Below are 22,644 nucleotides of genomic sequence, written 5' to 3'. Positions count from 1 at the left end.
TACTCAGAGATCAAAAAGCAATAATGAGACGCAAATCACATCATTACACTTAACATACTAGAAGAACAGCTGGCTGCTGTTGGCCCATAACATGTCGGCAATGTGCTCCGGTGGCTCAGGGCGTAATACGCAAAGTTCAGCGAAAACCTGAGCGACGCGTTCCGGGCGATTGGGCTGGCCCTGATAACCGTTCAGCGGCATATCCGGCGCATCTGTTTCCAGCACCAGTGCGCTGAGCGGAAGCTGCGCCATCACGGCGCGCGTTTTGCTGGCGCGCGGATAAGTAATCGTCCCGCCGACGCCAATCTTGTACCCCAGTTCAACAAATCGCTCCGCCTGTTGCAGGCTGCCGGAAAAACCATGTACCACACCCGTACGTGGCAGCGCATGGCGCTTAAGATGCATCGCCAGTTTGTCATGGGTACGACGTGAATGCAGGATGACCGGTAAATCATATTGCTTTGCCAGTTGTAGCTGCGCATCCAGCAGGCGCTGCTGGCGTTCAAACTGCGGGTCTTCACGATAGAGATCGAGACCAATCTCGCCGACGGCAATCAGTTTTTCCGGCTTTGACGCCAGCGCCGTCTCCAGTTCCGCCAGGCTTCTGTCATCATGATTTTCAATGACAATAGGATGCAGACCCAGCGCGGCATACAGCGGCGGATGCCGGGAGGCCAGCGAGAGCACCGTATCAAAACGCAATGCCTCTGTTGCCGGAACAATGATTTTTTCAACGCCCGCCTGACCGGCCAGTGCAAGGCTCGCGGTTTCATCACCGGTAAACGGCGGGAAATCAAAGTGGCAGTGGGTGTCGATAAAACGAAAGGTCATGCGGTTTTCTCCGGCAACGTGCAGCGTTTCAGTGTACCCCATTTGATTTATGGTTTTGTAGGCCGGAAAAGGCGGTACGCCGCCATCCGGCAACTGCGCATAAACGACAAAAGCCAGTCCGAAGACTGGCTTTGTAAATTGTCTGAATCAGACGCTACGGACGTCTGCGGCCCATAAACAGGCTGACCAGGAACAGGATGATACCGACGATAAACACAATTTTCGCCGCACCTGCTGCGGTACCTGCTAACCCACCAAAGCCCAGTGCAGCGGCAATTAACGCGATAACCAGAAAGATAATGCCCCAACGAAACATACGATTCTCCTTTACCATAGTTAATGTCACCGCTTCTCAACGCACTCAGGCGACACCAGCGATATTAAAAAATTAAAAGTACTTCAATATTTTCCTGAACAGCCCTTACGGCGTTTTCAGGTCGTTTTCTACGCTTTTCACGCCGTCAATGGCTTTAGCAATACTTTCCGCGCGTTCCACCTGCGCTTTGGATTCAACCGTACCCGTCAGCGTCACCACGCCATCGGTGGTCTCAACTTTTACTTTGCGTGACGGTACAATGTCATCAGCCAGCAGTTTAGCCTTCACCTCACTGGTGGTAGCCGCATCACCTGCATAGCCCTTCATGCTGTCAGCCTTGCCTTCACGGATGGTGAGTTTGTTGTCCACACTGCTTACGCCTTCAACCCCTTTTGCCAGGGAAGTCGCCTGGTCAGACTGGGACTGGTTATCGACGGTACCGCTTAAGGTCACTACTTTATTGTCGGTTTTCACCGAAATATCCGTGCTCTTAATCGCGTCATGGTCGACCAGCGCGGCCTTCACTTTGGCAGTGATGGTGCTGTCATCCATAAAACCGCCGACTTTATTCATCGAGCTGTCAATTTTCTGTCCTGCATCAGAAGCCGCATTGCTTTCTGCCATTGCAGAACCGCTCATCACCGCAGAGCCCAGAATGACGGCCAGCAACGTTTTTCCCATTTTCATCTTAGTCATCATCATATCTCCTTGTATTGCCCGGTTTTTGAGCACCCGACACGGTAGCCGTTATGCTGCTGAGGACGACACCCGTCCTGTCTATGGTTATTCATACTGCGATGGGTATATTTGATGGGTTAATGCGCTAAGATTTATAAATAACAAAGTGCATTAAACCAGCAACTCGCTCATCACTCTGTTAAATATAGAACACTCTCGGCAGCTTGCAGGCGTAATTGACTAAAAAACCAGCAAAGTGGATGAGAATGGGGTGCAATTAAGAACTTTCCGCAGCGGGAAAAAGAGAAGGGTAAAACGAGGAAGCACGGCGCTGGCCGTGCTTCCAGGGGGATTAGTGCTCGCGAGTTTTGCGGAACACAACGTCAGGGTAACGCTCCTGCGTCAGGTTCAGGTTAACCATGGTTGGGGCGATATAGGTCAGATTATCGCCACCATCCAGCGCCAGCTGAATTTCGTTCTTACGTTTGAACTCTTCGAATTTCTTAACGTCTTTGCCTTCCACCCAACGGGCGGTGGCGACGTTCACCGATTCGTAAATCGCTTCAACGTTGTATTCGCTTTTCAGGCGCGCCACAACCACGTCGAACTGCAGCACACCCACCGCGCCGACGATCAAATCATTGTTGGCAATCGGACGGAACACCTGCACCGCGCCCTCTTCTGAAAGCTGTACCAGCCCTTTAAGCAGCTGTTTTTGCTTCAGCGGATCGCGCAGACGAATACGACGGAACAGTTCCGGCGCGAAGTTCGGAATACCGGTGAACTTCATCATTTCGCCCTGGGTGAAGGTGTCACCAATCTGAATGGTGCCGTGGTTGTGCAAACCAATGATGTCGCCAGGATACGCTTCTTCCACGTGCGAACGGTCGCCTGCCATAAAGGTCAGCGCGTCAGAAATGACCACGTCTTTACCGATACGCACCTGACGCAGCTTCATACCTTTCTCATACTTACCCGAAACAACACGCATGAACGCCACGCGGTCACGGTGTTTCGGGTCCATGTTGGCCTGAATTTTGAAGACGAAGCCGGAGAATTTCTCTTCTGCCGCTTCCACCACGCGGGTGTCGGTTTTACGCGGCATCGGTGCGGGCGCCCATTCGATCAGGCCATCCAGCATGTGGTCTACGCCGAAGTTACCCAACGCGGTACCGAAGAATACCGGGGTGATTTCACCGGCCAGGAACAGCTCTTCATCAAATTCGTTCGATGCGCCCTGTACCAGCTCCAGTTCATCACGCAGTTGCTGCGCCAGATCTTCACCGACAGCGGCATCCAGTTCCGGGTTATTCAGCCCTTTTACGATGCGCACTTCCTGAATGGTATGGCCTTTACCGGTCTGATAAAGATAGGTTTCATCTTTATAGAGATGGTAAACGCCTTTGAACAGCTTGCCGCAGCCAATCGGCCAGGTGATCGGCGCGCAGCCAATTTTCAGCTCGTTTTCAACTTCATCCAGCAGCTCCATCGGGTCGCGGATGTCACGGTCGAGTTTGTTCATAAAGGTGAGAATCGGCGTATCGCGCAGACGGGTAACTTCCATCAGCTTACGGGTACGGTCTTCTACGCCTTTCGCGGCATCGATAACCATCAGGCAGCAGTCCACCGCCGTCAGGGTACGGTAGGTATCTTCCGAGAAGTCTTCGTGCCCTGGGGTGTCCAGCAGGTTCACCAGGCAATCGTGATACGGGAACTGCATCACCGACGTGGTGATAGAAATACCACGTTGTTTTTCCATCTCCATCCAGTCAGATTTCGCATGCTGGCTGGAACCACGGCCTTTTACCGTACCCGCAGTCTGAATCGCCTGTCCGAACAGGAGAACCTTTTCGGTAATCGTCGTTTTACCGGCATCCGGGTGGGAAATAATGGCAAAAGTGCGGCGCTTCGCCACCTCTTGCAAATAAGGGGACAACGTCATAATGGGATCTTCTTTCCAGGCGCAGCAAAGCGCTGCGCACGTTAAATACGAAAAATTGCGGCTATTTTACCCATCAAAGGGGGACAGGCAATCACTGTTTACACAGGAGTAACTCCAGTTCGCTTAATGACGAAACGGTATAGTCGGGTTTGATGCCTTCCGGCAGCGGCTGCTGGTGCGCATTCAGCCAGCAGGTAGACCATCCCGCGTTCATGCCACCGAGGATATCCGACGCCGCGGTATCACCGACCATTAAGATGCGCGAAGGGTCCGGGTTACCGGCTAATTCCCGCGCGTGGTCGAAAATGCGGCGGTCAGGTTTAGCGACGCCGACTTCTTCTGAAATAATCAGTAAATCAAAGTGATCGCGAAAACCGGTGCGCTCAAGGCGGATCTGCTGCAACGACGTGAAACCGTTGGTGATGATCCCCATTTTCACTTTGCCTTTCAGCGCGTTGATAAGCGAGGCCGCACCCGGCAGCGGCGCGCAAATTTCCGCCATCGCATTCATAAACGCGTCGTTCAGCTCTTCCGGCGGTACGCTAAGCTGCTCACCCCAGCCAACAAAACGCTGGCGCTGAAGCTGCAACGAGGTGATTGCCCCGTTCTGGTAATCCACCCACAACGGTTTGTTTACGGCCTGGTAGTCCTGAAAATCTTCGGCGGTAAAGGTCACGCTATAGTCGAGAAACATCCGCTGTAAGCCGCTGAAAGAATCAAACGTAAACAACGTTTCGTCGGCGTCAAAGAAAATCCAGTCCCACTTCATCGTATCACCTTGTTTTACTTACATACTGAGCGGCAAAGCCATTACAATCGCATCTTCATGCCCGTCAACTGTCGGGTAGTAATTGCGGCGGATTGTCGCTTCGTTAAAACCTAAACTCTCGTAGAGCGCAATGGCGGGCGCGTTCGAGGCGCGCACTTCCAGCCATAGCGTGGCAACGCCCCGCTTCTCGACGTCGTCAATCACGTGTTCCAGTAACTCACGCCCCAACCCGCGACGTTGATAAGCGGGATCGACCGCAATATTGAAGAGCGTCGCTTCGTCCAGCACCACCTGCGTGATGGCGAAGGCAGCCAGTTTATCGCCAACGGTTAACTTCAGATTCAGGTAACGTTCGCCCTGGTTGCTGGCGAAGGTTTTTTCGCTCCACGGAAAGGCGTGGGCGCGTTTTTCAATCTGCCAGGCTGCGGGTAAATCAGTCGTGCTGAGGGTAGAAATCGTGTTCATGTGCGCAAATTTGTTGCCAAAGCGCGGCGCGTGCTGGCGCGCTGGCTTTTAATTCATTAAAGGCAGGCGTTGAGACCTGAGCCCCTTCCAGCGAGACGGGCTCATCGTTGCCAAGACGCCAGCAGTTGCAGCGTTTTCCCTGCGGCAGCATCGCCACTTTTTCAGGCGTGAGTTGCAGGACGCGGTCTGGCGTAAGCTGCAACGCGCGCAGTACATCGCTAATAAGCGGTTCCGTCAGCAACGGCAGATCATCGGCGACCATCACCAGTTGGATATGCTCCGGTAGCGAAATCGCAATCTCCCCCTGCAACGCCGCCGGGCGCCTGAGTGACCACTGGGTGATGCCCAACTGTTGTAATTGCCAGTCTCGCCGGGATGTCATGTGAAACGCTCCTGTCTATCAAGGGCGCAAATATAGCAAACTCAGCGAAAGTGCGCCAATTACGCGCTCGTGCGCAAACAACAGTGTATAATCGCCGCCACGTTTAACGAAGGAGCTTTTCATGTCTGCTTTTACCCCGGCAAGTGAAGTCTTGCTGCGCCACAGTGATGATTTCGAACAAAGCCGTATTCTGTTTGCCGGAGATTTGCAGGATGACCTGCCTGCCCGCCTCGACACGGCATTCAGCCGCGCCCATACCCAGCAGTTCCACCACTGGCAGGTATTGAGCCAGCAAATGGGCGAAAATGTGCGCTACAGTCTGGTGGCTGAAGCGGCAGACGTCGCCGACTGCGACACGTTTATTTATTACTGGCCGAAGAACAAGCCAGAAGCCCAGTTCCAGCTGATGAATATTCTGTCACTGCTGCCGCTCGGCACCGATATTTTTGTGGTCGGTGAAAACCGCAGCGGCGTGCGCAGCGCCGAACAAATGCTGGCGGATTACGCGCCGCTGAACAAAGTCGACAGCGCCCGTCGCTGCGGCCTGTATCATGGTCGCCTGGAAAAACAGACCACATTTGATGTGGAAAAACAGTGGGGCGAGTATCAGCTCGACGGCCTGACCATCAAAACGCTGCCGGGCGTATTTAGCCGCGATGGGCTGGACGTGGGCAGCCAGCTGTTGCTCTCCACCCTGACGCCGCACACCAAAGGTAAAGTGCTGGATGTCGGTTGCGGCGCGGGCGTGTTAGCCGCGATGCTTGCCAGCCATTCGCCAAAAGTGCGTTTAACCCTGTGCGACGTAAGCGCACCCGCGGTCGAAGCCAGCCGCGCCACGCTTGCGGCAAACGGCTTTGAAGGCGAAGTTTTTGCCAGCAACGTCTTCTCCGAAGTGAAAGGCCGCTTCGATATGATTATCTCCAACCCGCCGTTCCACGATGGCCTGCAAACCAGCCTCGATGCCGCGCAAACGCTGATTCGTAGCGCCGTGCGTCATCTGAACAGCGGCGGCGAGCTGCGAATTGTGGCGAACGCCTTCCTGCCGTACCCGGCGATCCTCGACGAAACCTTTGGTTTCCACGAAGTTATCGCACAGACAGGTCGCTTCAAGGTGTACCGCGCCATCATGACCCGTCAGGCGAAGAAAGCCTAATCAGGCGCAGTTCTGCCCCCTTGCCGGATGCGGCGTACCCGCCTTATCCGGCCTACCGATCCCGTAGGCCTGATAAGCGCAGCGCATCAGGCGCAGTTCGGCACCCTTGCCAGATGCGGCGCAGCGCCATCAGGCGCAGCATAATCGCCGTTTTTTGCAGCAATCGCGCGACATCCAATAATTAACTATTGACGTCAAGCTGAAAATCTCTAGAATGCGCCTCCGTGGTAACGATACTTTTTACAGTATCGATGGTATGCGAAGGTGGCGGAATTGGTAGACGCGCTAGCTTCAGGTGTTAGTGTCCTTTCGGACGTGGGGGTTCAAGTCCCCCCCCTCGCACCATAAAAAACCACGATATATCGCTCGCACTGTGCGAAGGTGGCGGAATTGGTAGACGCGCTAGCTTCAGGTGTTAGTGTTCTTACGGACGTGGGGGTTCAAGTCCCCCCCCTCGCACCACGAGGGCGATATAAACAACGAGATATCTGTGCGAAGGTGGCGGAATTGGTAGACGCGCTAGCTTCAGGTGTTAGTGTCCTTACGGACGTGGGGGTTCAAGTCCCCCCCCTCGCACCAGTCCTCGTTCTCTCCCTGTAGTCCTTTCCTGTTTTACTCCATCATTTTACGTTCATCACAATCAGCATCAATCCGCTTATCAGCGCAACGCATGACGGCAGCAATACGTAATGTCGCCATTGTCGATGCCAGATCATCACGCAGCTCAGCAGCATGCCAACGGCAATAATCCCGCGCCAGGCGTCCATCGATAGGCCAATCAGGCCAAGAGCAAAAATCGCCATTCCCGAGATCAGCACGCCCCAGCCACTGCCCAACGTTCTCATCAACATGGTTTTATCTCTCAAATCGATAATGATAACCAATATCATATGATAATTTTTATCATTTGAGAACTCCATGAATTGATAACTTTCGCTTACGAATAATGACACGACGGTTGTAAGGTGATAAATTGTGCGACCGTAAACTTCCCCCTCTTAATTCCTGGGGTTTGCGTGCACTTCTTGCATGTTCTATTTTGTCTTGTTCACAGCTGGCGACCTTTCATTAATAACCAGAAGATTAATAACGATCTCTTATGACAGTACAATCCTGGCGGTCTTTGCACAGCAAAAAGTATCAGCTCACGCTGAGGCTCTTCCTTTTTCTCAATCTGGTGTCGTCGCTATTTTCGTTATTGAACCCTATCTATAAAGTTCATGCGTTTACGATTCCCCTGGCGTTTATTTTGGGCATAAGTAGCGTACTGTTACTCTGGCACTGGCTGAATGCAGAGCGAAAAATCTATCTTCCTATAATTTCAGTTATTTTCGGCTGTTTATGGGCCTGGCACATCGTGATAAAAATGCCGGGCACGCATCCGGATGAAGTTAATTTCTTAATCGTCGTCCTGCTCAACGTATTGTTCATTGGCACCATCGCCTTTTCGAATAATATCGTGGCGTTCCTGCTGCACTCACTGCCGGTATTTATCATCTGTCTGCTGTTCAGTGACAGTGAACAATGGGCAAGGATGGCATTCTGCCTTGCGCTGCCCATTGTCGGCATTAGCATTCAGCATCTGATTGAAAAGCGTAACGACGCCTTTGCCCAGAGCCTGATGCACAAGCTGCTGGCAGAGCGGGAAACGCTGAATGATTTAAGTATGCTCGACCCCTTAACCGGGCTTTATAATCGCCGTGGCTTCCAGCACCGTTTCGCCACGCTAATGTCGCTGGCGCCGGAAAGTCATTATGTCCTGTTGCTGGATATCGACCATTTCAAAGCCTATAACGACCACTATGGTCATATGATGGGCGATCAGGCGCTGATTCAGGTTTCCGCAGCGGTACGCGATGCCGTGCGCTCACGCGATATTGTGACTCGCTTCGGCGGCGAAGAGTTCGTTGTCCTGCTGGCAAACAGCAATGCAGATAGCGCCCAACGTGCCGCAGAGCGTATCCGCCAGAAAGTGTATGATCTGAAAATTCCGCACATTCTGAACGCCAGCGTGGCAACCAACGTGACCATCAGTATTGGCATCGCCCCACTGGAAGGCGAAGAGATTGATAAAGCGCTGGAAAATGCTGATAAAGCCCTCTATGAGGCCAAGCGCCTGGGCCGCAACCATATACTGACCAGCGACGCCCTCCTCCAGTACTAACCTCACAACCCGAGCGTAAGGCACACAAATTCCTTGCGCTCGGTTTTATCTATAGCTAGGATTGGCAATCATTATCATTTAGATTTGTATCCAGCGAATTCTATGGCCTACCGTTCCGCACCGATTGCAGAGGATATTATCTGGCGCGCGCCGCTTCCAACACGTGAGCGACCGCTGGCTGAGTCTGTGCGCGACAAAATCGCCGAACAGCGCCCGCATATGCTGGAGTGCTTCAAACTTGATGAGCCTCATCCTGCGCAAGCCAAAACCCTGGCGGAGTGGATGCGGCCCTCAGAGCTCAGTTCGTTGCTGGCGCTCTATTCCGATCACATCTACCGTAACCAGCCAACCATGACGCGGGAGAATAAACCGCTGATCTCGTTGTGGGCGCAATGGTATATCGGCCTGATGGTGCCGCCGCTGATGCTGGCGCTGCTGACAGAAGACGCCGCGCTTGACCTCTCACCGGAGCATTTTCACGTTGAATTTCATGAAACGGGCCGTGCCGCCTGCTTCTGGGTCGATGTGCAGGAAGATGCGTGTGCCAGCCAGGCTTCGGCGTCACATCGCATGGAAATGCTGATTAAACAGGCGTTGATCCCGGTTGTTGAGGCCCTGGAAGCCACGGGTGACATTAACGGAAAGCTTATCTGGAGCAACACCGGTTATCTGATTAACTGGTATCTGGGTGAGATGAAAACCGTGCTGGGCGAAGAGCAGGTTAATAGCCTGCGCCAACAATTCTTCTTTGCGAAAACCCTTTCCTGCGGCCAGGACAACCCGCTGTGGCGCACCGTTGTGCCGCGCGAGGGGTTGCTGGTTCGCCGTACCTGTTGTCAGCGTTACCGCCTGCCGGATGTGCAGCAATGCGGTGACTGCACGCTCAAATAGTTAGATCGAGCAATGCCCGATGCGCAAGCTTATCGGGCCTACAAAATATGGAATATCATCGGTAGGCCGGGTAAGCGCAACGCCACCCGGCAACAATCCCGACTCAACCGTTACGCAACCTGCTGGCTCTCTTCAGCCGCACGCTGCGCTTCTTCTTCTTCCTGCGCCAGCAGCTGCTTCTCATACACCTTGAAGAACGGGTAGTAGATGATGGCGGATACGCAGGCCAGCAGCACCACCAGAATCGCCGCGCGGAAATCCCAGCCTAACGCCCATGCCCCGCCAATCGGTGCCGGAGCCGTCCACGGAACAACCGAGATCACGCGGCCAATGAGGTCCAGTTTCATTGCCGCCCAGGCCAGTACAGCGTTAACCATTGGCGCTAACAGGAACGGAATAAAGAACACCGGGTTCATCACGATTGGCGTACCGAAAATCACCGGTTCGTTGATGTTAAACAGGCTCGGCACCACGCTCAGACGGCCAATAGAACGCAGGTGCGCTGAACGGCTACGCAGGTAGCAGAACACCAGCCCCATGGTCGCCCCCGAGCCACCGATGACAATGAAGAAGGTCCAGAACGCTTCCATAAAGATATGTGGTAGCGGCGCACTCTGCGCCAGCGCAGTTTGGTTCAGGCCAAGGTTGGTCAGCCAGAACATTTGCAGCATCCCGGAGACAATCGCCGCCCCGTGAATGCCCGCAAACCACAGCAGGTGACCAATCAGCACGGCGAGCAGAATTGCCGGCAGGGAATCCGCCGCCGATACCAGCGGTTTAAACAGCGACATAATCGCCTGCGGGATCAGCATACCAAACTGGCTCTGAATCAGCAGGCTTAGCGGATAGAGCGTCAGCACCACCACCAGCACCGGAATCAGCAGGTCAAATGAGTTTTTGATCATCGGCGGCACCTGATCCGGCAGGCGGATACCGATGTTGTGCGCTTTCAAAAAGCGCATCAGCTCAACGCAGTAAATGGCCACCAGAATGGCGGTGAAAATCCCGGTTCCGCCGAGGCTATCAACCGGTAGCGTGCCGTTGCTTTTCGGCGCAGCCACCAGCAGGAACGCCATAATAGACAACATGGCGCACATAAATGGATCAAGCTGGTGGGATTTTTCGTAATGTTTGCCAAGGTTATAAGAAATCGCCGCACAGATGTAGATGGACATAATGCCCATGGTCATATCAAACGGTGTCAGAATACGACCTTCAAACTCTTTCGCTAAATCTAACCACGCGCGGGCAAAGCCCCAGGTGGTGTCCGGCGAAAATGGCGGATAGGCGAAGACCAGTAAGAACGAGCCGACAATCATAAACGGCATCGCAGAGATAAAGCCGTCACGGATTGCCATCACGTGACGTTGCGAGGAAATACGCCCGGCAACGGGGCTGACGTAGTTTTCCACGAACCGGAAAATTAAATTAAACGCAGTGTGACCAGCAGACATAGCAGCCCTCCTGACAGGCTTGAGACGTAAGCACAGCAACAACGATTTTGCCGCTATACAAACGCGTGTTACGCGACACGTCGTACAGGGCTTTTATTATTGGGTACAGCGTAAATGACACTCACAGTTTTAATCTCCTCTCAACGGAACTGCAACCGGTTACTGTAACCGGTTGCAGTGATTGTGAAGGAGATCCAGAAAACGCGGTTTTATCCGATTCCCTTAAGGCAAATATTTACAGGATTCGAGGCTTGTGACAGATTGAACGCCACAATTTTTCAGGAGAGTCCAATGAGCCTGCAATCTGTGCGGCAATTCTTCGCCGAACACGCCCCCGATATTGAGATTATCGAATCAGGGCAAAGCACCGCTACCGTCGCCCTTGCCGCCGAGGCCCACCAGGTTGAACCCGGCCAGATAGCTAAAACGCTGTCACTGAAAGTTAAAGAGCAGGTCATTCTGATCGTGGCAAAAGGCGACGCCCGCCTGGATAACAAAAAGCTGAAAACAACCTTTGGCGCGAAAGCTCGCATGTTGAGTAGCGATGAAGTGGTGACGTTGACCGGCCACCCGGTTGGCGGCGTCTGCCCGTTTGGCCTGGAAAACCCACTTGCCGTCTATTGTGATGTCTCTTTACAGCAGTATGCGGAAGTACTGCCCGCCGCCGGGGCTACGCACAGCGCAGTTCGGATATCCCCCGAACGCATGGCGCAGCTGACCAACGCGACCTGGGTTGATGTGTGTTTGTAAGCCTCACAGGCCGGAGCTGATGTATCCGCTCCGGTTTTCAGCTACAAAAAATAGGGCAGGTCGCCGGATAAGCCTTCCCGATCGGGCAATGACATCAGTAAATCCGCCGCGCTCAGCAACCCGATATCAGAATTGACGCCCAGTTTCGCCATGGCGTTAAATTTATGTGCGCGAATGGTTTTAATATTCCGCTCAAGCCGCGCGGCGATATCCGTTAAGGAATAACCGCAGGTCATGTAACGTAAAATGGCCCGCTCGGTCGGGCTTAAAAAACGGTGATGTACGGTGATATCACTTTCATCTTGCGCGGGCTGCTGCGTACCGCCGCTGCGCAAGATTTCGAGGATAGTATTCTTCAACCTGGAGAGCGATTCCGCTTTGCTCACCACGCCGTTCAACAGCGTTGGTGAAAGTTGCTTAATCAGTTCCACTTCTTGCCGATCGCCAGCCAGGATAATGCGAATAATGTCTGACCTGCTGTTCGCAATTTCATCCTGAATCAGCAGGCTCTCGAGGCGTAGTTCACGCGTACCTGACAAACAGCAAATCACCGCAAAATAGTCGTCGCTCAGCATCGATTCTCTTAACGCATCGGCGGAACGGAAAAAATGAAATACATAGGGGCTTCTGGAAGACGCGGCTAACAAATGACGCAGGCCGACTTCCGCCATCACGCAGGGTTCGACTATAGCGACATGCTGCTTTCCGTGATGTTTTTCCATTCTGCCGGTTCTCCATATGCTGAGTAGAGATTGAGTTCCTTCATTCCCTGAGTGCTGTTGATCCACGCGTACATTTCAGCGTTGCTGCGCAATGACAAACGACGCATCGCGCTGTTCTTCTGCGCACTGATCGTTTTATTGCTCTTTTTCAACAGCGTGGCGATTTGATTAATGCCCCATCCCTTCGCCAGCAGACGTAAAACCTTACGTTCCGACAGCGTCAGCATCACCATTTTTTCATTTTCAGCATGAAAATCGTTGTAGTCCGGCGCCAATAACTTTTGACTAATGCGTTCCGCAGAAACACCGCCCTGACGAATCGCCATCACCACACGTTCAACAGGCTCGGAGTCAGACAGCAGAGTGCTTTCCGGACGCATCAAAAATTCAATGGCAAGGGAATAGTGAGGGCGACTAACGAGGAAAACCCAATGAATATCACGGTATTGCGACAGTAAAGCGTAAAATTGCTGGCACACATTGCGCGGCTGGTGAATATCGCCAGAGAGATCGACCAGCACCAGGTCAGCCCGACGCAGCTGGAGCAGCGTAAGCTCTTCCAGAGAGTGACAAACGTTCAGCTCATAATCGGGGAAATGCGCGGTCATGAGCGCATTCAACCCGGATTGCATCACCGGTATTTTACTGATAATGACGCCGAACTTGCAGTATCCTTGTAACATAAAACCTCCGCATCCAATCGACGATCCTTTTTTATGCTCACCCATGCGGATGATTTGTTAAAAAATGGACCTGTTCTTCCTTGTTCCAGAAATACCTTTTCTTGCCCTAATAAATTAAATCAAATTGCTATAATTAAATATGAGGCGTCACGGCAAAAGGTTAACCGATATAATATGTCACATTGTTTATAAAATGGTAATCTAAATGCAATTAGAAAAAATGAATAAACGCGTAAGCTATAATTAAAACATTAATTAATTGTATGGTTTATTTGAGTGTTATTTAATTTTTGAATTTATTAAATATGCAGGCGCGCCCCTCACCCTTAATGGATAAAAGTGAGAGGCAACCATTTACAACGACTCGACCGCCTCATACGGCAGCCCAACGTAGTTCTCCGCAATCGTCGTCAGGCCAGCGCGTGAGCCCAGATAATACTGACGATCCGCTTCCTGCATCTTTTTATCGAATTCACTCTTATCCTGGAAATCGTGCAGCAGGTGAGTCATAAACCAGCTAAACCGTTCACCTTTCCAGACACGATTAAGCGCCAGCTGCGAGTAACGATCCAGCAGGTCAGCCCGTCCGTGTTGATAATACTGGCACAGGATACGCCACAGATAATTGACGTCCGACGCCGCCAGATTTAACCCTTTCGCGCCCGTTGGCGGCACGATGTGCGCCGCATCGCCCACCAGGAACAGGCGGCCATACTGCATCGGTTCCACCACGTAGCTGCGCAGTGGGGCGATGCTCTTTTCAAGTGAGTGACCAGTCACTAACTTCTGGCTCAGATCTTCTGGCAGGCGACGCTTCAACTCTTGCCAGAAGCGTTCGTCAGACCACTGCTCAACTTTTTCCGTTAGCGGTACCTGTAAATAGTAGCGACTACGAGTTAGTGAGCGCTGACTACAAAGAACGAACCCGCGTTCGTGATGGGCGTAAATCAGCTCCAGATTCACCGGCGGCGTATCGGCCAGCATCCCTAACCAGCCGAACGGCCAGACACTTTCGTATTCCCGCAAAATTTCGCGCGGAATGGTTTGCCGCGAAACGCCGTGAAAGCCATCGCATCCGGCGACAAAATCGCAGGTAACGCGGCAGGTTTCGCCGCCTTTGGTAAAGGTGACTGTTGGGCTGTCACTTTTGATGTCATCGATACGCACATCGCTCACACCATAAATAGCAGGCGCGCCGCTGGACTGCCGGGCCTCCATCAGGTCACGCGTCACTTCAGTTTGCCCGTAAACCATCACGCTCTTGCCGCCAGTCAGTTCACTTAGTGGCACCGGAATGCGTTTGCCGTTAAACAAAAACTCCACGCCATGATGCACCAGCCCTTCCGCATCCATCCGCTTCGCCACGCCCGCTTCACGCAGCAGACCAACCGTGCCGCTTTCCAGAATCCCGGCCCGGATACGCCCCAACACGTAGTCCGGCGTCTGACGCTCCAGAATCAAAGTCTGAATGCCCGCGTTATGCAGCAACTGCCCCAATAGCAGCCCTGAAGGTCCCGCGCCGATAATCACCACTTGTGTCTTCATAGGGTCGCCTCACGTTGAATAGGTTAATTATTTGTTTGTTTTATGTTTGCATAAAGTTTATTCATGCATTTTTGATAAGGGGGCGTGGGAAAAGAAGAGCAAAACCTGTTCAAAAGCTGCACTTTTCGACAATTTTCAGAAAGTGTGGCGGGCATCAAATTATGAGCAACCACAAAACACTGACACCTTTTTGCACATTATTTGATCCGACACGGACTCTCATCACTGGCGCTTCGGGTAAAAGTAAGCCATCAGGCAGTTGTACCGAGGATGCAGGATGACCACGGAAATAGATCACGATACCCAGCGAGGCATAACGCGGCTCTGTATTCAGTGCGGCCTTTTTCTGCTCCAGCACGGTGCGGAAAGCGCGCTGGTTGATGAGCTGTCGTCACGTTTAGGCCGCGCGTTGGGAATGGACAGCGTCGAGATAGCCATTTCACCGAATGCCATTGTTTTATCGACGATTAAAGATGGGCAATGCATTACGTCGACGCGTAAAAATGCCGATCGTGGCATCAACATGCATGTCGTCACAGAAATTCAGCACATCGTCATCATGGCAGAGCACAAACTGTTGGATGCGCGCGATGTCGCCAAACGCTTCACGCAAATCAAGCCGCTGCGCTATCCGCGCTGGCTCGTGGTGATGATGGTCGGCCTCTCGTGCGCCTGTTTCTGCAAACTCAACAACGGCGGCTGGGATGGCGCATTCGTCACGCTCTGCGCCAGTACTATCGCGATGTATATTCGCCAGATCCTCACTCACCGCGCGATGCACCCGCAAATCAATTTCTGTATCACCGCCTTCGCCGCGACGACCGTCTCTGGCCTGCTGTTGCGCGCGCCTGCGTTCAGCCAAACCTCCACCGTGGCGATGGCGGCCAGCGTGCTGCTACTGGTACCGGGTTTCCCACTCATTAACGCCGTGGCCGACATGTTTAAAGGCCACATCAATACCGGGCTGGCGCGCTGGGCCATTGCCAGCCTGCTGACGCTCGCCACCTGCGTAGGCGTGGTGATGGCCATGACCGTTTGGGGGCTGCGCGGATGGGTATAATCGATTTTTTGCTGGCACTGGTTCAGGACATTATTCTCTCGTCCATTCCGGCGGTGGGTTTTGCGATGGTGTTCAACGTACCGCACCGGGCGCTGCCGTGGTGCGCACTATTGGGCGCGATCGGCCACGGCTCGCGTTTTGTGATGATGACTGCCGGGTTTAACATTGAGTGGGCGACGTTCCTTGCCGCTATTCTGGTGGGCAGTATCGGCATTCGCTGGTCGCGCTGGTACCTGGCGCACCCGAAGATCTTTACCGTCGCCGCCGTCATCCCCATGTTCCCTGGTATATCAGCCTATACCGCCATGATTTCGGCGGTAAAAATCAGCCACTTAGGCTACACCGAAGAGATGATGATTGCGCTCATCAGCAACTTTCTTAAGGCCTCATCGATTGTCGGCGCTCTCTCTATCGGTTTGTCGATTCCAGGCCTGTGGCTGTATCGTAAACGCCCGCGTGTCTAATCCTCTACGCGACGGCAGCCGGGATTAAGGCTGCCGTCCCTTTCATGCTCTGTGCTACTATATGCACATTAACCTGCGGGGTCCCCGCAGCCTTCCTGTTGTTTTTCTGTATTGAGATAGTGTTATGTCTTCTCGTATTTTGACGCCGAACGTGATTGGTATTGACGCCTTTGTCGCCGATCCTGCTGCCATTCTTGCTAAAACAGAAGGTGGCGCACTGGCCGTATTTGCTAACAATGCGCCCGCGTTCTACGCCATCACGCCGGAACGGCTGGCACAATTGTTAGCGCTGGAAGAAAAACTCGCCCGTCCGGGCAGCGATGTGGCGCTGGATACGCAGTTCTTTGAAGAGCCTGCGCCCATGCCTGTCGCCGTGCCGATGGGCAAATTTGCCATGTATGCAGGCTGGCAGCCGGATGCCGAATTTTTGCGGCTTTCCGCGTTGTGGGGAATTGCCCTCAGCGAGCCGGTCACCCCAGAGGAACTGGCCTCATTTGTCGCCTACTGGCAGGCAGAAGGGAAAGTGTTCCATCACGTGCAGTGGCAGCAAAAACTGGCGCGTAGCGTGCAAATGGGCCGCGCGAGCAATAACGGCCAGCCGAAGCGCGACCTGAACAGCGTATCAGAACCCGATAATCATATTCCCCCTGGTTTCAGAGGATGAGCATGAAAAACGTTGGCGATTTAATGAAACGCCTGCAAAAGATGATGCCGGCGAACGTCAAGCCCGCCTTCACCACCGGTGAAGAGCTGCTGGCCTGGCAAAAAGAGCAGGGAAAAATCCGCGCCGCTGCGCTGGAGCGGGAAAACCGCGCCATGAAAATGCAGCGCACATTTAACCGCTCGGGCATTCGCCCGCTGCACCAGAACTGCTCGTTCGACAATTATCGTGTGGAAAACGAAGGCCAGATGAACGCGCTGTCAAAAGCGCGTCAGTACGTAGAAGAGTTCGATGGCAACATTGCCAGTTTTATCTTCTCCGGCAAGCCTGGTACCGGGAAAAACCATCTGGCGGCGGCCATCTGCAATGAACTGCTCCTCCGCGGGAAATCGGTGCTGATCATCACAGTAGCCGACATTATGTCGGCAATGAAGGATACCTTCAGCAATCGGGAAACCAGCGAAGAGCAACTGCTGAACGATCTCAGCCAGGTCGACCTGCTGGTGATCGACGAAATCGGTGTGCAAACGGAGTCGCGCTACGAGAAAGTGATCATCAACCAGATTGTCGATCGTCGCTCTTCTTCCAAGCGCCCTACCGGTATGCTCACCAACAGCAATATGGATGAGATGAATAAATTGCTGGGAGAACGCGTGATGGACCGTATGCGCCTCGGCAACAGCCTGTGGGTCATCTTTAACTGGGACAGCTATCGCAGCCGGGTCACCGGCAAAGAGTATTGAGATAAATCTTAGTGCCTACCGGGAGTATACTGGCGGCCTAATACATTCATTGCATGAATAGAGTGCTTCTCATGAAAACGACCAAATCCCTGTTATGTGGCGCCATCCTTGCGGGCGCCTTCTTCGCAACGGCGGCCAACGCCAATTCTCTGACCGACACGCTGAGCAGCGCGGCTAGCCAACTGGGCGGCCAGAGCAGCAGCCAGCAGAGCGGCACATCGCTCTCCTCATTAACCAGCCTGCTGAATGGCGGTTCACAGTCTCTGAGCTCGAGCACTATGAATAACGCGGCGGGCATTATGGGTTACTGCGCAAAAGAGAAAATCACCTCTGTTGCCAACGTCGATAACATCAAATCTCAGGTGCTGGATAAACTGGGTCTGGACACTGCCGCTGAGCAGAAAAAAGACACCAGCTATATGGACGGCATCCAGGGCCTGCTGAATGCAAAAGATGGCCAGCAGCTGAATCTTGAAAGCCTGGGCAATACCGATCTGGGTAAAAAAGTGAAAGCCAAAGCCTGCGATCTGGTGCTGAAACAGGGTGTGAACTTCCTCTCCTGATCCCGCTGAGCGTGCGGATGGGCGCCCATTCGTTTATCCGCACGCTGCAACATCCGTGTTACCCCTCATGCACAAAAGTTCCCTTCTTCGACGATAAAATCGGCTATTTATAAACCAATTCTGAACAACAGCACACTTTGATGACGCTAGAATTGCAGCTATACGACGGCATGATTACATTATGCTGTTTAATAAATGTCTGGCCAGAAAACTGGCGCTGTTGAGGATACGTAGTGTCAGAGTTGCTCTCCCTTGCTCTTTTTCTTGCCTCCGTGGCGATTTACGCCCTGAAGGCAGGCCGCAATACGTGGTGGTTCGCCGCTACGCTGATTGTTTTGGGATTTTTTGTCGTACTCAACATTACGCTCTATGCCAGCGACTATTTCACCGGCGACGGCATCAATGACGCTGTACTTTACACGCTCACCAACAGCCTGACCGGCGCAGGGGTCAGCAAGTACATCCTGCCAGGTATCGGCCTGGTGTTTGGGCTGGTTGCTGTATTCGGCACGCTCGGCTGGCTGTTGCGTCGCCGCCGTCATCATCCGCATCATTTTGGTTACAGCCTGCTGGCGCTGGTGCTGGCAGTGGGTTCCGTCGATGCCAGCCCGGCGTTTCGCCAGATTAGCGAACTGGTAAAATCCCAGTCGCGCGATGGCGATCCTGATTTTTCTATTTATTACAAAGAGCCGGCCAAAAGCATTCCACAGCCAAAGCTGAACCTCGTCTACATCTACGGTGAAAGCCTGGAGCGCACCTATTTTGATAACGAGGCGTTTCCGGATCTCGCACCGGAGCTTGGCGCGCTGAAAGATAACAGCATCGATTTCAGCCACACCATGCAGCTGCCGGGCACCGACTACACCATTGCCGGGATGGTCGCTTCACAATGCGGCATTCCGCTGTTCGCACCGTTTGAAGGCAACGCTTCCGCGTCACTCTCCAGCTTCTTTCCGCAGAATATCTGCCTTGGCGATATCCTGAAAAACTCCGGTTATGAAAACTATTTCGTGCAGGGCGCGAACCTGCGCTTCGCAGGGAAAGATGTCTTCCTGAAGTCGCACGGTTTCGACAACCTCTATGGCTCCGAAGAGCTGAAAGCCACCGTTGATGACCCAAACTACCGCAACGATTGGGGCTTCTACGATGACACGGTGCTGGACGAAGCGTGGAAAAAATTCGAAACGCTCTCTAAAGAGGGCAAGCGTTTCTCGCTGTTTACGCTGACCGTCGACACGCATCACCCGGATGGTTTTATCTCGCGCAGTTGCTCGCGTAAAAGCTATGAAATTGGCGGCAAAGCCAATCAATCCTTCAGCGCCGTAAGCTGTAGTCAGCAGAATATTGCGGAATTCATTAACAGAATCAAAGCCTCGCCGTACTTTAAAAACACGGTGATCGTGGTGTCCTCCGATCATCTGGCGATGAAAAATACCGCCTGGGATTACCTCAATAAGCAGGATCGCAACAACCTGTTCTTCGTCCTGCGCGGCGACCAGCCTCAGCAGGAAGTGATGGCGCAAAAGCGTAACACCATGGATAACGGCGCAACGGTGCTCGATATTCTGGGCGGTGATAACTTCATCGGCCTGGGGCGCAGCAGCCTCTCGGGCGAATCGCTGTCGACCATTTTCCTCAATATGAAAGAGAAAGTGCTGGCGTGGAAACCCGACATCATCCGCCTGTGGAATTTCCCGAAAGAGATGAAAGATTTCACCATCGATTCGCAGAAAAACATGATTGCCTTCTCTGGCAGCCATTTCCGCCTGCCGCTGCTGCTGCGCGTGTCGGAAAAACGCGTCGAACCGCTGCCGGAAAGCGAATACTCCGCGCCACTGCGCTACCAGTTAGCTGATTTTGCCCCACGCGATAACTTCGTCTGGATTGACCGCTGCTACAAAATGGGCCAGCTTTGGGCGCCAGAATTCGCGCTCTCCACCGACTGGTGCGTCTCGCAGGGGCAGCTCGGCGGAGAACAAAAAGTACAGCACGTCGATAAAGCGCAGTGGAAAGGCAAAACGGCATTCAAAGACACGGTAATCGACATGACACGCTATAACGGTAACGTCGACACCCTGAAAGTGGTGGATAACGATATTCGCTACAAAGCCGACAGCTTCATTTTCAATGTCGCCGGTGCGCCGGAAGAGGTGAAGCAGTTTAGCGGCATTTCGCGTCCGGAAGGCTGGGGGCGCTGGTCCAACGCACAGTTGGGCAACGAAGTGAAAATTGAGTATCAGCATCCGCTGCCGAAGAAATTTGATTTGGTGATCACCGCGAAAGCGTTTGGTCAGAATGCCGATAAACCGATTCCCGTGCGCGTTGGCAATAGCGAGCAAACGCTGACGCTTGGTCACGATGTGACCACCACTACGCTGCACTTCGATAACCCGACGCAGGCCAGCACGCTGGTGATTGTCCCACCAGCGCCTGAGTCTACGAACGAAGGGAATATCCTCGGCCACTCCCCACGTCAGCTGGGGATTGGGATGGTGGAGATTAAGGTGGTTGAGGCGCAGGGATAATCCCCTCACCCCGCCCTCTCCCGCAGGGAGAGGGAGAAAACCGCACATAGCTCATCACTGGCACCATCGGTCCCCTCTCCCTGTGGGAGAGGGTTAGGATGAGGGCCTTAAAACGTCTCCCAGTTCTCCCCGGCATCCGTCGCCGCAGCTTTGCGTTGCACTGGCTTCACCGCCACCACGCGCTCTTCCGCTTTCTCCTGAAGTGCTTTTTCCTGCTGGATATGGAACACCGCTACCGCCTGGGTCAATCTGCTGGCCTGTTCTTCCAGCGCCGCAGCTGCGGCGGCGGATTCTTCCACCAGCGAGGCGTTCTGTTGGGTGACGCGATCCATCTCGGACACCGCCAGCCCGACCTGGTCGATACCCCGGCTCTGCTCATCAGACGCTGAGGCAATCTCGCCCATAATGTCGGTCACACGAGTCACCGCATTCACAATCTCATCCATGGTTTCCCCGGCGCTTTCCACCAGCGTCGAACCCAAATCAACACGGCTCACTGAGTCTTCAATCAGGCTCTTAATTTCGCGGGCCGCCTGCGCACTGCGCTGGGCCAGGTTACGCACTTCCCCCGCCACTACCGCAAAACCGCGCCCCTGCTCGCCTGCTCGCGCCGCTTCGACCGCCGCGTTGAGCGCCAGAATGTTGGTCTGGAAGGCAATACCGTCGATTACGCTGATAATATCGGCAATCTTCTGCGAACTGGCAGTAATGTCACGCATAGTTTGCACCACGTTATCCACTACTTTACCGCCCTTCTGCGCCGTCTCCGACGCGCTCAGCGCGAGGTTGCTCGCCTGACGTGCGTTCTCGGCGTTCTGCTTCACCGTCGCGGTCAGTTCTTCCATGCTGGCAGCGGTCTCTTCCAGCGAAGCGGCCTGCTGTTCAGTACGTGAAGAGAGATCGTTGTTGCCCATCGCAATCTCGCTCGCGCCGCTATAAATCGCATCCGCGCCGTTGCGCACTTCACCGACGGTGCGCGCCAGCTCACCCTGCATATGACGCAAGGTACTGGCCAGTTGCCCCATTTCGTTGCGCCCTTCCACATCAATGCGGCGAATGAGATCGCCCCCGGCAATATGGCGAATGCTTTCAATCAGGCTTTGCAGCGGCAGGATCAGGGTTTTACGGATGCCAAACCAGACAATCGCAATCGCCAGCAGTACGGCAATCATGACGCCGGCCAAAATCCACATCGCCTGATCGTACGAACGGTTGTTATCGGCGACGGCCAAATCGTATAAACGATCGTTCTGTTGCAGATAATCGACATAGGCTTGCTCAAATCTGTCCTGATAGCCCTGGGTAGGCTGGTCGAAGAAGTCGTTGATTTTCCCCGCGCCCAGCAGCTGAATCAGCTCTGCCAGCGCACCGTGGTAGATGTCATAGTTGCGTTTGATTTCCAGCGCCGCCGACTCGCTCTGACGCGGGTCACGCGGCATCGCTTCGTACTCGGCCCAACGCTTTTCCGCATCGCTCAGCGATTTCTGCGCGACCTGCATCAGTTCCGCCACCGTCGCGCCGCTGCCGATATTGTTCTGATCCATCATGTAGCGGATCCCGGCGCGGTTTAAGGTATTACGGGTTTGCAGCAAAGCCACCCAGCTGCCGTTGAGGCCAGACTGCTGCTGGCGAACGGTTTGTAGAACGGTGAAGTTTTCCTTGTCGTTTTTGAGCGCGCTGAAGAACAGCCCGCCCGACGTGAGTTGTAATAGTCCAAATAACACCAAAACCAGCACTAAGCTGGTCACGATCTTGATACGTTTTAACATGCTTTCTCTTCCTCCTGGCGAATTACGGTTTTCGGCCTGGATAGAGAAAACTTTAAGAAAAGGTGCAACCCTGAATTGCCGGATGCGGCTGCGCCTTATCCGGCCTACGGTTCG

General features: G+C 53.6%; 23 protein-coding genes and 3 tRNA genes. 13 read left to right on the top strand and 13 right to left on the bottom strand.

Features of this window, described 5'->3' with window-relative positions; all coding sequences use genetic code 11:
• Nucleotides 1-57: 57 nt before the first annotated feature.
• From AC1MKH_RS03190 to AC1MKH_RS03160, 7 genes are all read right to left on the bottom strand, one after another.
• On the bottom strand, nucleotides 58-831 hold the full coding sequence (locus AC1MKH_RS03190; RefSeq protein WP_276221852.1) for a TatD family hydrolase: 774 nt from the start codon (nucleotides 829-831) through the stop codon (nucleotides 58-60).
• A 154-nt stretch (nucleotides 832-985) separates the two neighbouring features.
• Nucleotides 986-1,147, bottom strand: a complete 162-nt coding sequence (locus AC1MKH_RS03185; RefSeq protein ID WP_007373037.1) for a DUF1328 domain-containing protein — start codon at nucleotides 1,145-1,147, stop codon at nucleotides 986-988.
• A 105-nt stretch (nucleotides 1,148-1,252) separates the two neighbouring features.
• A complete protein-coding gene (gene osmY, locus AC1MKH_RS03180) occupies nucleotides 1,253-1,849 on the bottom strand; it encodes a molecular chaperone OsmY (RefSeq protein WP_276221849.1) in 597 nt (198 codons plus the stop codon).
• A gap of 328 nt (nucleotides 1,850-2,177) precedes the next feature.
• On the bottom strand, nucleotides 2,178-3,767 hold the full coding sequence (gene prfC, locus AC1MKH_RS03175) for a peptide chain release factor 3 (protein ID WP_276221847.1): 1,590 nt from the start codon (nucleotides 3,765-3,767) through the stop codon (nucleotides 2,178-2,180).
• A 91-nt stretch (nucleotides 3,768-3,858) separates the two neighbouring features.
• Nucleotides 3,859-4,536, bottom strand: a complete 678-nt coding sequence (gene yjjG, locus AC1MKH_RS03170) for a pyrimidine 5'-nucleotidase (RefSeq protein WP_231825464.1) — start codon at nucleotides 4,534-4,536, stop codon at nucleotides 3,859-3,861.
• 18 nt (nucleotides 4,537-4,554) lie between these two features.
• Nucleotides 4,555-5,001: a ribosomal protein S18-alanine N-acetyltransferase gene (rimI, locus tag AC1MKH_RS03165; protein ID WP_276221845.1), complete on the bottom strand. Its 447-nt coding sequence runs from the start codon at nucleotides 4,999-5,001 to the stop codon at nucleotides 4,555-4,557.
• Nucleotides 4,970-5,383, bottom strand: a complete 414-nt coding sequence (locus tag AC1MKH_RS03160) for a DNA polymerase III subunit psi (RefSeq protein ID WP_276221843.1) — start codon at nucleotides 5,381-5,383, stop codon at nucleotides 4,970-4,972. Before AC1MKH_RS03160 ends, rimI begins: the two co-directional genes overlap by 32 nt.
• 121 nt (nucleotides 5,384-5,504) lie before the next feature.
• Between AC1MKH_RS03160 and rsmC the strand changes: the two genes are divergently transcribed.
• From rsmC to AC1MKH_RS03140, 4 genes are all read left to right on the top strand, one after another.
• Complete coding sequence (rsmC, locus tag AC1MKH_RS03155; protein ID WP_276221841.1) at nucleotides 5,505-6,536, top strand: 16S rRNA (guanine(1207)-N(2))-methyltransferase RsmC; 1,032 nt, start codon at nucleotides 5,505-5,507, stop codon at nucleotides 6,534-6,536.
• A 258-nt stretch (nucleotides 6,537-6,794) separates the two neighbouring features.
• Nucleotides 6,795-6,881, top strand: a tRNA-Leu gene (locus AC1MKH_RS03150).
• A 30-nt stretch (nucleotides 6,882-6,911) separates the two neighbouring features.
• A tRNA-Leu gene (locus AC1MKH_RS03145) sits at nucleotides 6,912-6,998 on the top strand.
• A gap of 30 nt (nucleotides 6,999-7,028) precedes the next feature.
• Nucleotides 7,029-7,115 (top strand) — tRNA-Leu (locus tag AC1MKH_RS03140).
• 41 nt (nucleotides 7,116-7,156) lie between these two features.
• On the opposite strand, the gene AC1MKH_RS03135 is transcribed toward AC1MKH_RS03140, so the two are convergent.
• Nucleotides 7,157-7,387 carry a DUF1435 domain-containing protein gene (locus tag AC1MKH_RS03135; protein WP_276221839.1) on the bottom strand — a complete coding sequence of 77 codons (231 nt, stop codon included), beginning with the start codon at nucleotides 7,385-7,387 and terminating at the stop codon, nucleotides 7,157-7,159.
• Between the two features lie 248 nt (nucleotides 7,388-7,635).
• Here AC1MKH_RS03135 and AC1MKH_RS03130 point away from each other — a divergent pair, with 248 nt between their 5' ends.
• Nucleotides 7,636-8,700, top strand: a complete 1,065-nt coding sequence (locus tag AC1MKH_RS03130) for a GGDEF domain-containing protein (protein ID WP_276221836.1) — start codon at nucleotides 7,636-7,638, stop codon at nucleotides 8,698-8,700.
• 102 nt (nucleotides 8,701-8,802) lie between these two features.
• On the top strand, nucleotides 8,803-9,591 hold the full coding sequence (fhuF, locus tag AC1MKH_RS03125) for a siderophore-iron reductase FhuF (RefSeq protein ID WP_276221834.1): 789 nt from the start codon (nucleotides 8,803-8,805) through the stop codon (nucleotides 9,589-9,591).
• 110 nt (nucleotides 9,592-9,701) lie between these two features.
• Here the strand turns inward: fhuF and AC1MKH_RS03120 are convergent, their stop codons facing one another.
• Complete coding sequence (locus AC1MKH_RS03120) at nucleotides 9,702-11,045, bottom strand: PTS sugar transporter subunit IIC (RefSeq protein ID WP_231825470.1); 1,344 nt, start codon at nucleotides 11,043-11,045, stop codon at nucleotides 9,702-9,704.
• A 291-nt stretch (nucleotides 11,046-11,336) separates the two neighbouring features.
• Here AC1MKH_RS03120 and AC1MKH_RS03115 point away from each other — a divergent pair, with 291 nt between their 5' ends.
• Complete coding sequence (locus AC1MKH_RS03115; protein WP_276221830.1) at nucleotides 11,337-11,795, top strand: YbaK/EbsC family protein; 459 nt, start codon at nucleotides 11,337-11,339, stop codon at nucleotides 11,793-11,795.
• Between the two features lie 41 nt (nucleotides 11,796-11,836).
• Here the strand turns inward: AC1MKH_RS03115 and bglJ are convergent, their stop codons facing one another.
• From bglJ to pobA, 3 genes are all read right to left on the bottom strand, one after another.
• Nucleotides 11,837-12,517 (bottom strand): DNA-binding transcriptional activator BglJ, encoded by a 681-nt coding sequence (gene bglJ / locus AC1MKH_RS03110; RefSeq protein WP_276221829.1) that lies wholly within the window; start codon nucleotides 12,515-12,517, stop codon nucleotides 11,837-11,839.
• Complete coding sequence (locus tag AC1MKH_RS03105; protein ID WP_276221826.1) at nucleotides 12,481-13,200, bottom strand: helix-turn-helix transcriptional regulator; 720 nt, start codon at nucleotides 13,198-13,200, stop codon at nucleotides 12,481-12,483. Before AC1MKH_RS03105 ends, bglJ begins: the two co-directional genes overlap by 37 nt.
• A gap of 354 nt (nucleotides 13,201-13,554) precedes the next feature.
• On the bottom strand, nucleotides 13,555-14,745 hold the full coding sequence (gene pobA, locus AC1MKH_RS03100; RefSeq protein WP_276221824.1) for a 4-hydroxybenzoate 3-monooxygenase: 1,191 nt from the start codon (nucleotides 14,743-14,745) through the stop codon (nucleotides 13,555-13,557).
• Nucleotides 14,746-15,022: 277 nt separating this feature from the next.
• Between pobA and AC1MKH_RS03095 the strand changes: the two genes are divergently transcribed.
• The 6 genes from AC1MKH_RS03095 to opgB all read left to right on the top strand — a co-directional run bounded on the left by AC1MKH_RS03095 (nucleotide 15,023) and on the right by opgB (nucleotide 20,761).
• Nucleotides 15,023-15,805, top strand: coding sequence for a threonine/serine exporter family protein (locus AC1MKH_RS03095; RefSeq protein WP_276221823.1), 783 nt, complete (start codon nucleotides 15,023-15,025; stop codon nucleotides 15,803-15,805).
• Nucleotides 15,796-16,269 (top strand): threonine/serine exporter, encoded by a 474-nt coding sequence (locus tag AC1MKH_RS03090; protein ID WP_276221821.1) that lies wholly within the window; start codon nucleotides 15,796-15,798, stop codon nucleotides 16,267-16,269. The genes AC1MKH_RS03095 and AC1MKH_RS03090 overlap by 10 nt, the downstream gene beginning before the upstream one ends.
• Before the next feature lie 124 nt (nucleotides 16,270-16,393).
• Entirely contained in the window at nucleotides 16,394-16,933 is a 540-nt protein-coding gene (gene dnaT / locus AC1MKH_RS03085; RefSeq protein ID WP_015966045.1) for a primosomal protein DnaT, read from the top strand.
• A gap of 2 nt (nucleotides 16,934-16,935) precedes the next feature.
• Entirely contained in the window at nucleotides 16,936-17,673 is a 738-nt protein-coding gene (dnaC, locus tag AC1MKH_RS03080) for a replicative helicase loader DnaC (RefSeq protein ID WP_276221818.1), read from the top strand.
• A 71-nt stretch (nucleotides 17,674-17,744) separates the two neighbouring features.
• A complete protein-coding gene (locus AC1MKH_RS03075) occupies nucleotides 17,745-18,236 on the top strand; it encodes a YjjA family protein (protein ID WP_276221817.1) in 492 nt (163 codons plus the stop codon).
• A 233-nt stretch (nucleotides 18,237-18,469) separates the two neighbouring features.
• A complete protein-coding gene (gene opgB, locus AC1MKH_RS03070; protein WP_276221815.1) occupies nucleotides 18,470-20,761 on the top strand; it encodes a phosphatidylglycerol--membrane-oligosaccharide glycerophosphotransferase in 2,292 nt (763 codons plus the stop codon).
• Nucleotides 20,762-20,868: 107 nt separating this feature from the next.
• Here the strand turns inward: opgB and tsr are convergent, their stop codons facing one another.
• Entirely contained in the window at nucleotides 20,869-22,530 is a 1,662-nt protein-coding gene (gene tsr / locus AC1MKH_RS03065) for a methyl-accepting chemotaxis protein (protein WP_276221812.1), read from the bottom strand.
• Nucleotides 22,531-22,644 lie beyond the last annotated feature (114 nt).

It is taken from the genome of Pseudocitrobacter sp. CD920760, assembly GCF_057782505.1.
Note: the sequence above shows the minus strand (reverse complement) of the source record. Positions and strands in the feature narration are given on the sequence as shown.

Bases quoted from the DNA above. Each gene is read 5' to 3' on its own strand.
- AC1MKH_RS03190 (WP_276221852.1), bottom strand. From the start codon at position 831: ATGACCTTTCGTTTTATCGACACCCACTGCCACTTTGATTTCCCGCCG.
- AC1MKH_RS03185 (WP_007373037.1), bottom strand. From the start codon at position 1,147: ATGTTTCGTTGGGGCATTATCTTTCTGGTTATCGCGTTAATTGCCGCT.
- osmY (WP_276221849.1), bottom strand. From the start codon at position 1,849: ATGATGATGACTAAGATGAAAATGGGAAAAACGTTGCTGGCCGTCATT.
- prfC (WP_276221847.1), bottom strand. From the start codon at position 3,767: ATGACGTTGTCCCCTTATTTGCAAGAGGTGGCGAAGCGCCGCACTTTT.
- yjjG (WP_231825464.1), bottom strand. From the start codon at position 4,536: ATGAAGTGGGACTGGATTTTCTTTGACGCCGACGAAACGTTGTTTACG.
- rimI (WP_276221845.1), bottom strand. From the start codon at position 5,001: ATGAACACGATTTCTACCCTCAGCACGACTGATTTACCCGCAGCCTGG.
- AC1MKH_RS03160 (WP_276221843.1), bottom strand. From the start codon at position 5,383: ATGACATCCCGGCGAGACTGGCAATTACAACAGTTGGGCATCACCCAG.
- rsmC (WP_276221841.1), top strand. From the start codon at position 5,505: ATGTCTGCTTTTACCCCGGCAAGTGAAGTCTTGCTGCGCCACAGTGAT.
- AC1MKH_RS03135 (WP_276221839.1), bottom strand. From the start codon at position 7,387: ATGTTGATGAGAACGTTGGGCAGTGGCTGGGGCGTGCTGATCTCGGGA.
- AC1MKH_RS03130 (WP_276221836.1), top strand. From the start codon at position 7,636: ATGACAGTACAATCCTGGCGGTCTTTGCACAGCAAAAAGTATCAGCTC.
- fhuF (WP_276221834.1), top strand. From the start codon at position 8,803: ATGGCCTACCGTTCCGCACCGATTGCAGAGGATATTATCTGGCGCGCG.
- AC1MKH_RS03120 (WP_231825470.1), bottom strand. From the start codon at position 11,045: ATGTCTGCTGGTCACACTGCGTTTAATTTAATTTTCCGGTTCGTGGAA.
- AC1MKH_RS03115 (WP_276221830.1), top strand. From the start codon at position 11,337: ATGAGCCTGCAATCTGTGCGGCAATTCTTCGCCGAACACGCCCCCGAT.
- bglJ (WP_276221829.1), bottom strand. From the start codon at position 12,517: ATGGAAAAACATCACGGAAAGCAGCATGTCGCTATAGTCGAACCCTGC.
- AC1MKH_RS03105 (WP_276221826.1), bottom strand. From the start codon at position 13,200: ATGTTACAAGGATACTGCAAGTTCGGCGTCATTATCAGTAAAATACCG.
- pobA (WP_276221824.1), bottom strand. From the start codon at position 14,745: ATGAAGACACAAGTGGTGATTATCGGCGCGGGACCTTCAGGGCTGCTA.
- AC1MKH_RS03095 (WP_276221823.1), top strand. From the start codon at position 15,023: ATGACCACGGAAATAGATCACGATACCCAGCGAGGCATAACGCGGCTC.
- AC1MKH_RS03090 (WP_276221821.1), top strand. From the start codon at position 15,796: ATGGGTATAATCGATTTTTTGCTGGCACTGGTTCAGGACATTATTCTC.
- dnaT (WP_015966045.1), top strand. From the start codon at position 16,394: ATGTCTTCTCGTATTTTGACGCCGAACGTGATTGGTATTGACGCCTTT.
- dnaC (WP_276221818.1), top strand. From the start codon at position 16,936: ATGAAAAACGTTGGCGATTTAATGAAACGCCTGCAAAAGATGATGCCG.
- AC1MKH_RS03075 (WP_276221817.1), top strand. From the start codon at position 17,745: ATGAAAACGACCAAATCCCTGTTATGTGGCGCCATCCTTGCGGGCGCC.
- tsr (WP_276221812.1), bottom strand. From the start codon at position 22,530: ATGTTAAAACGTATCAAGATCGTGACCAGCTTAGTGCTGGTTTTGGTG.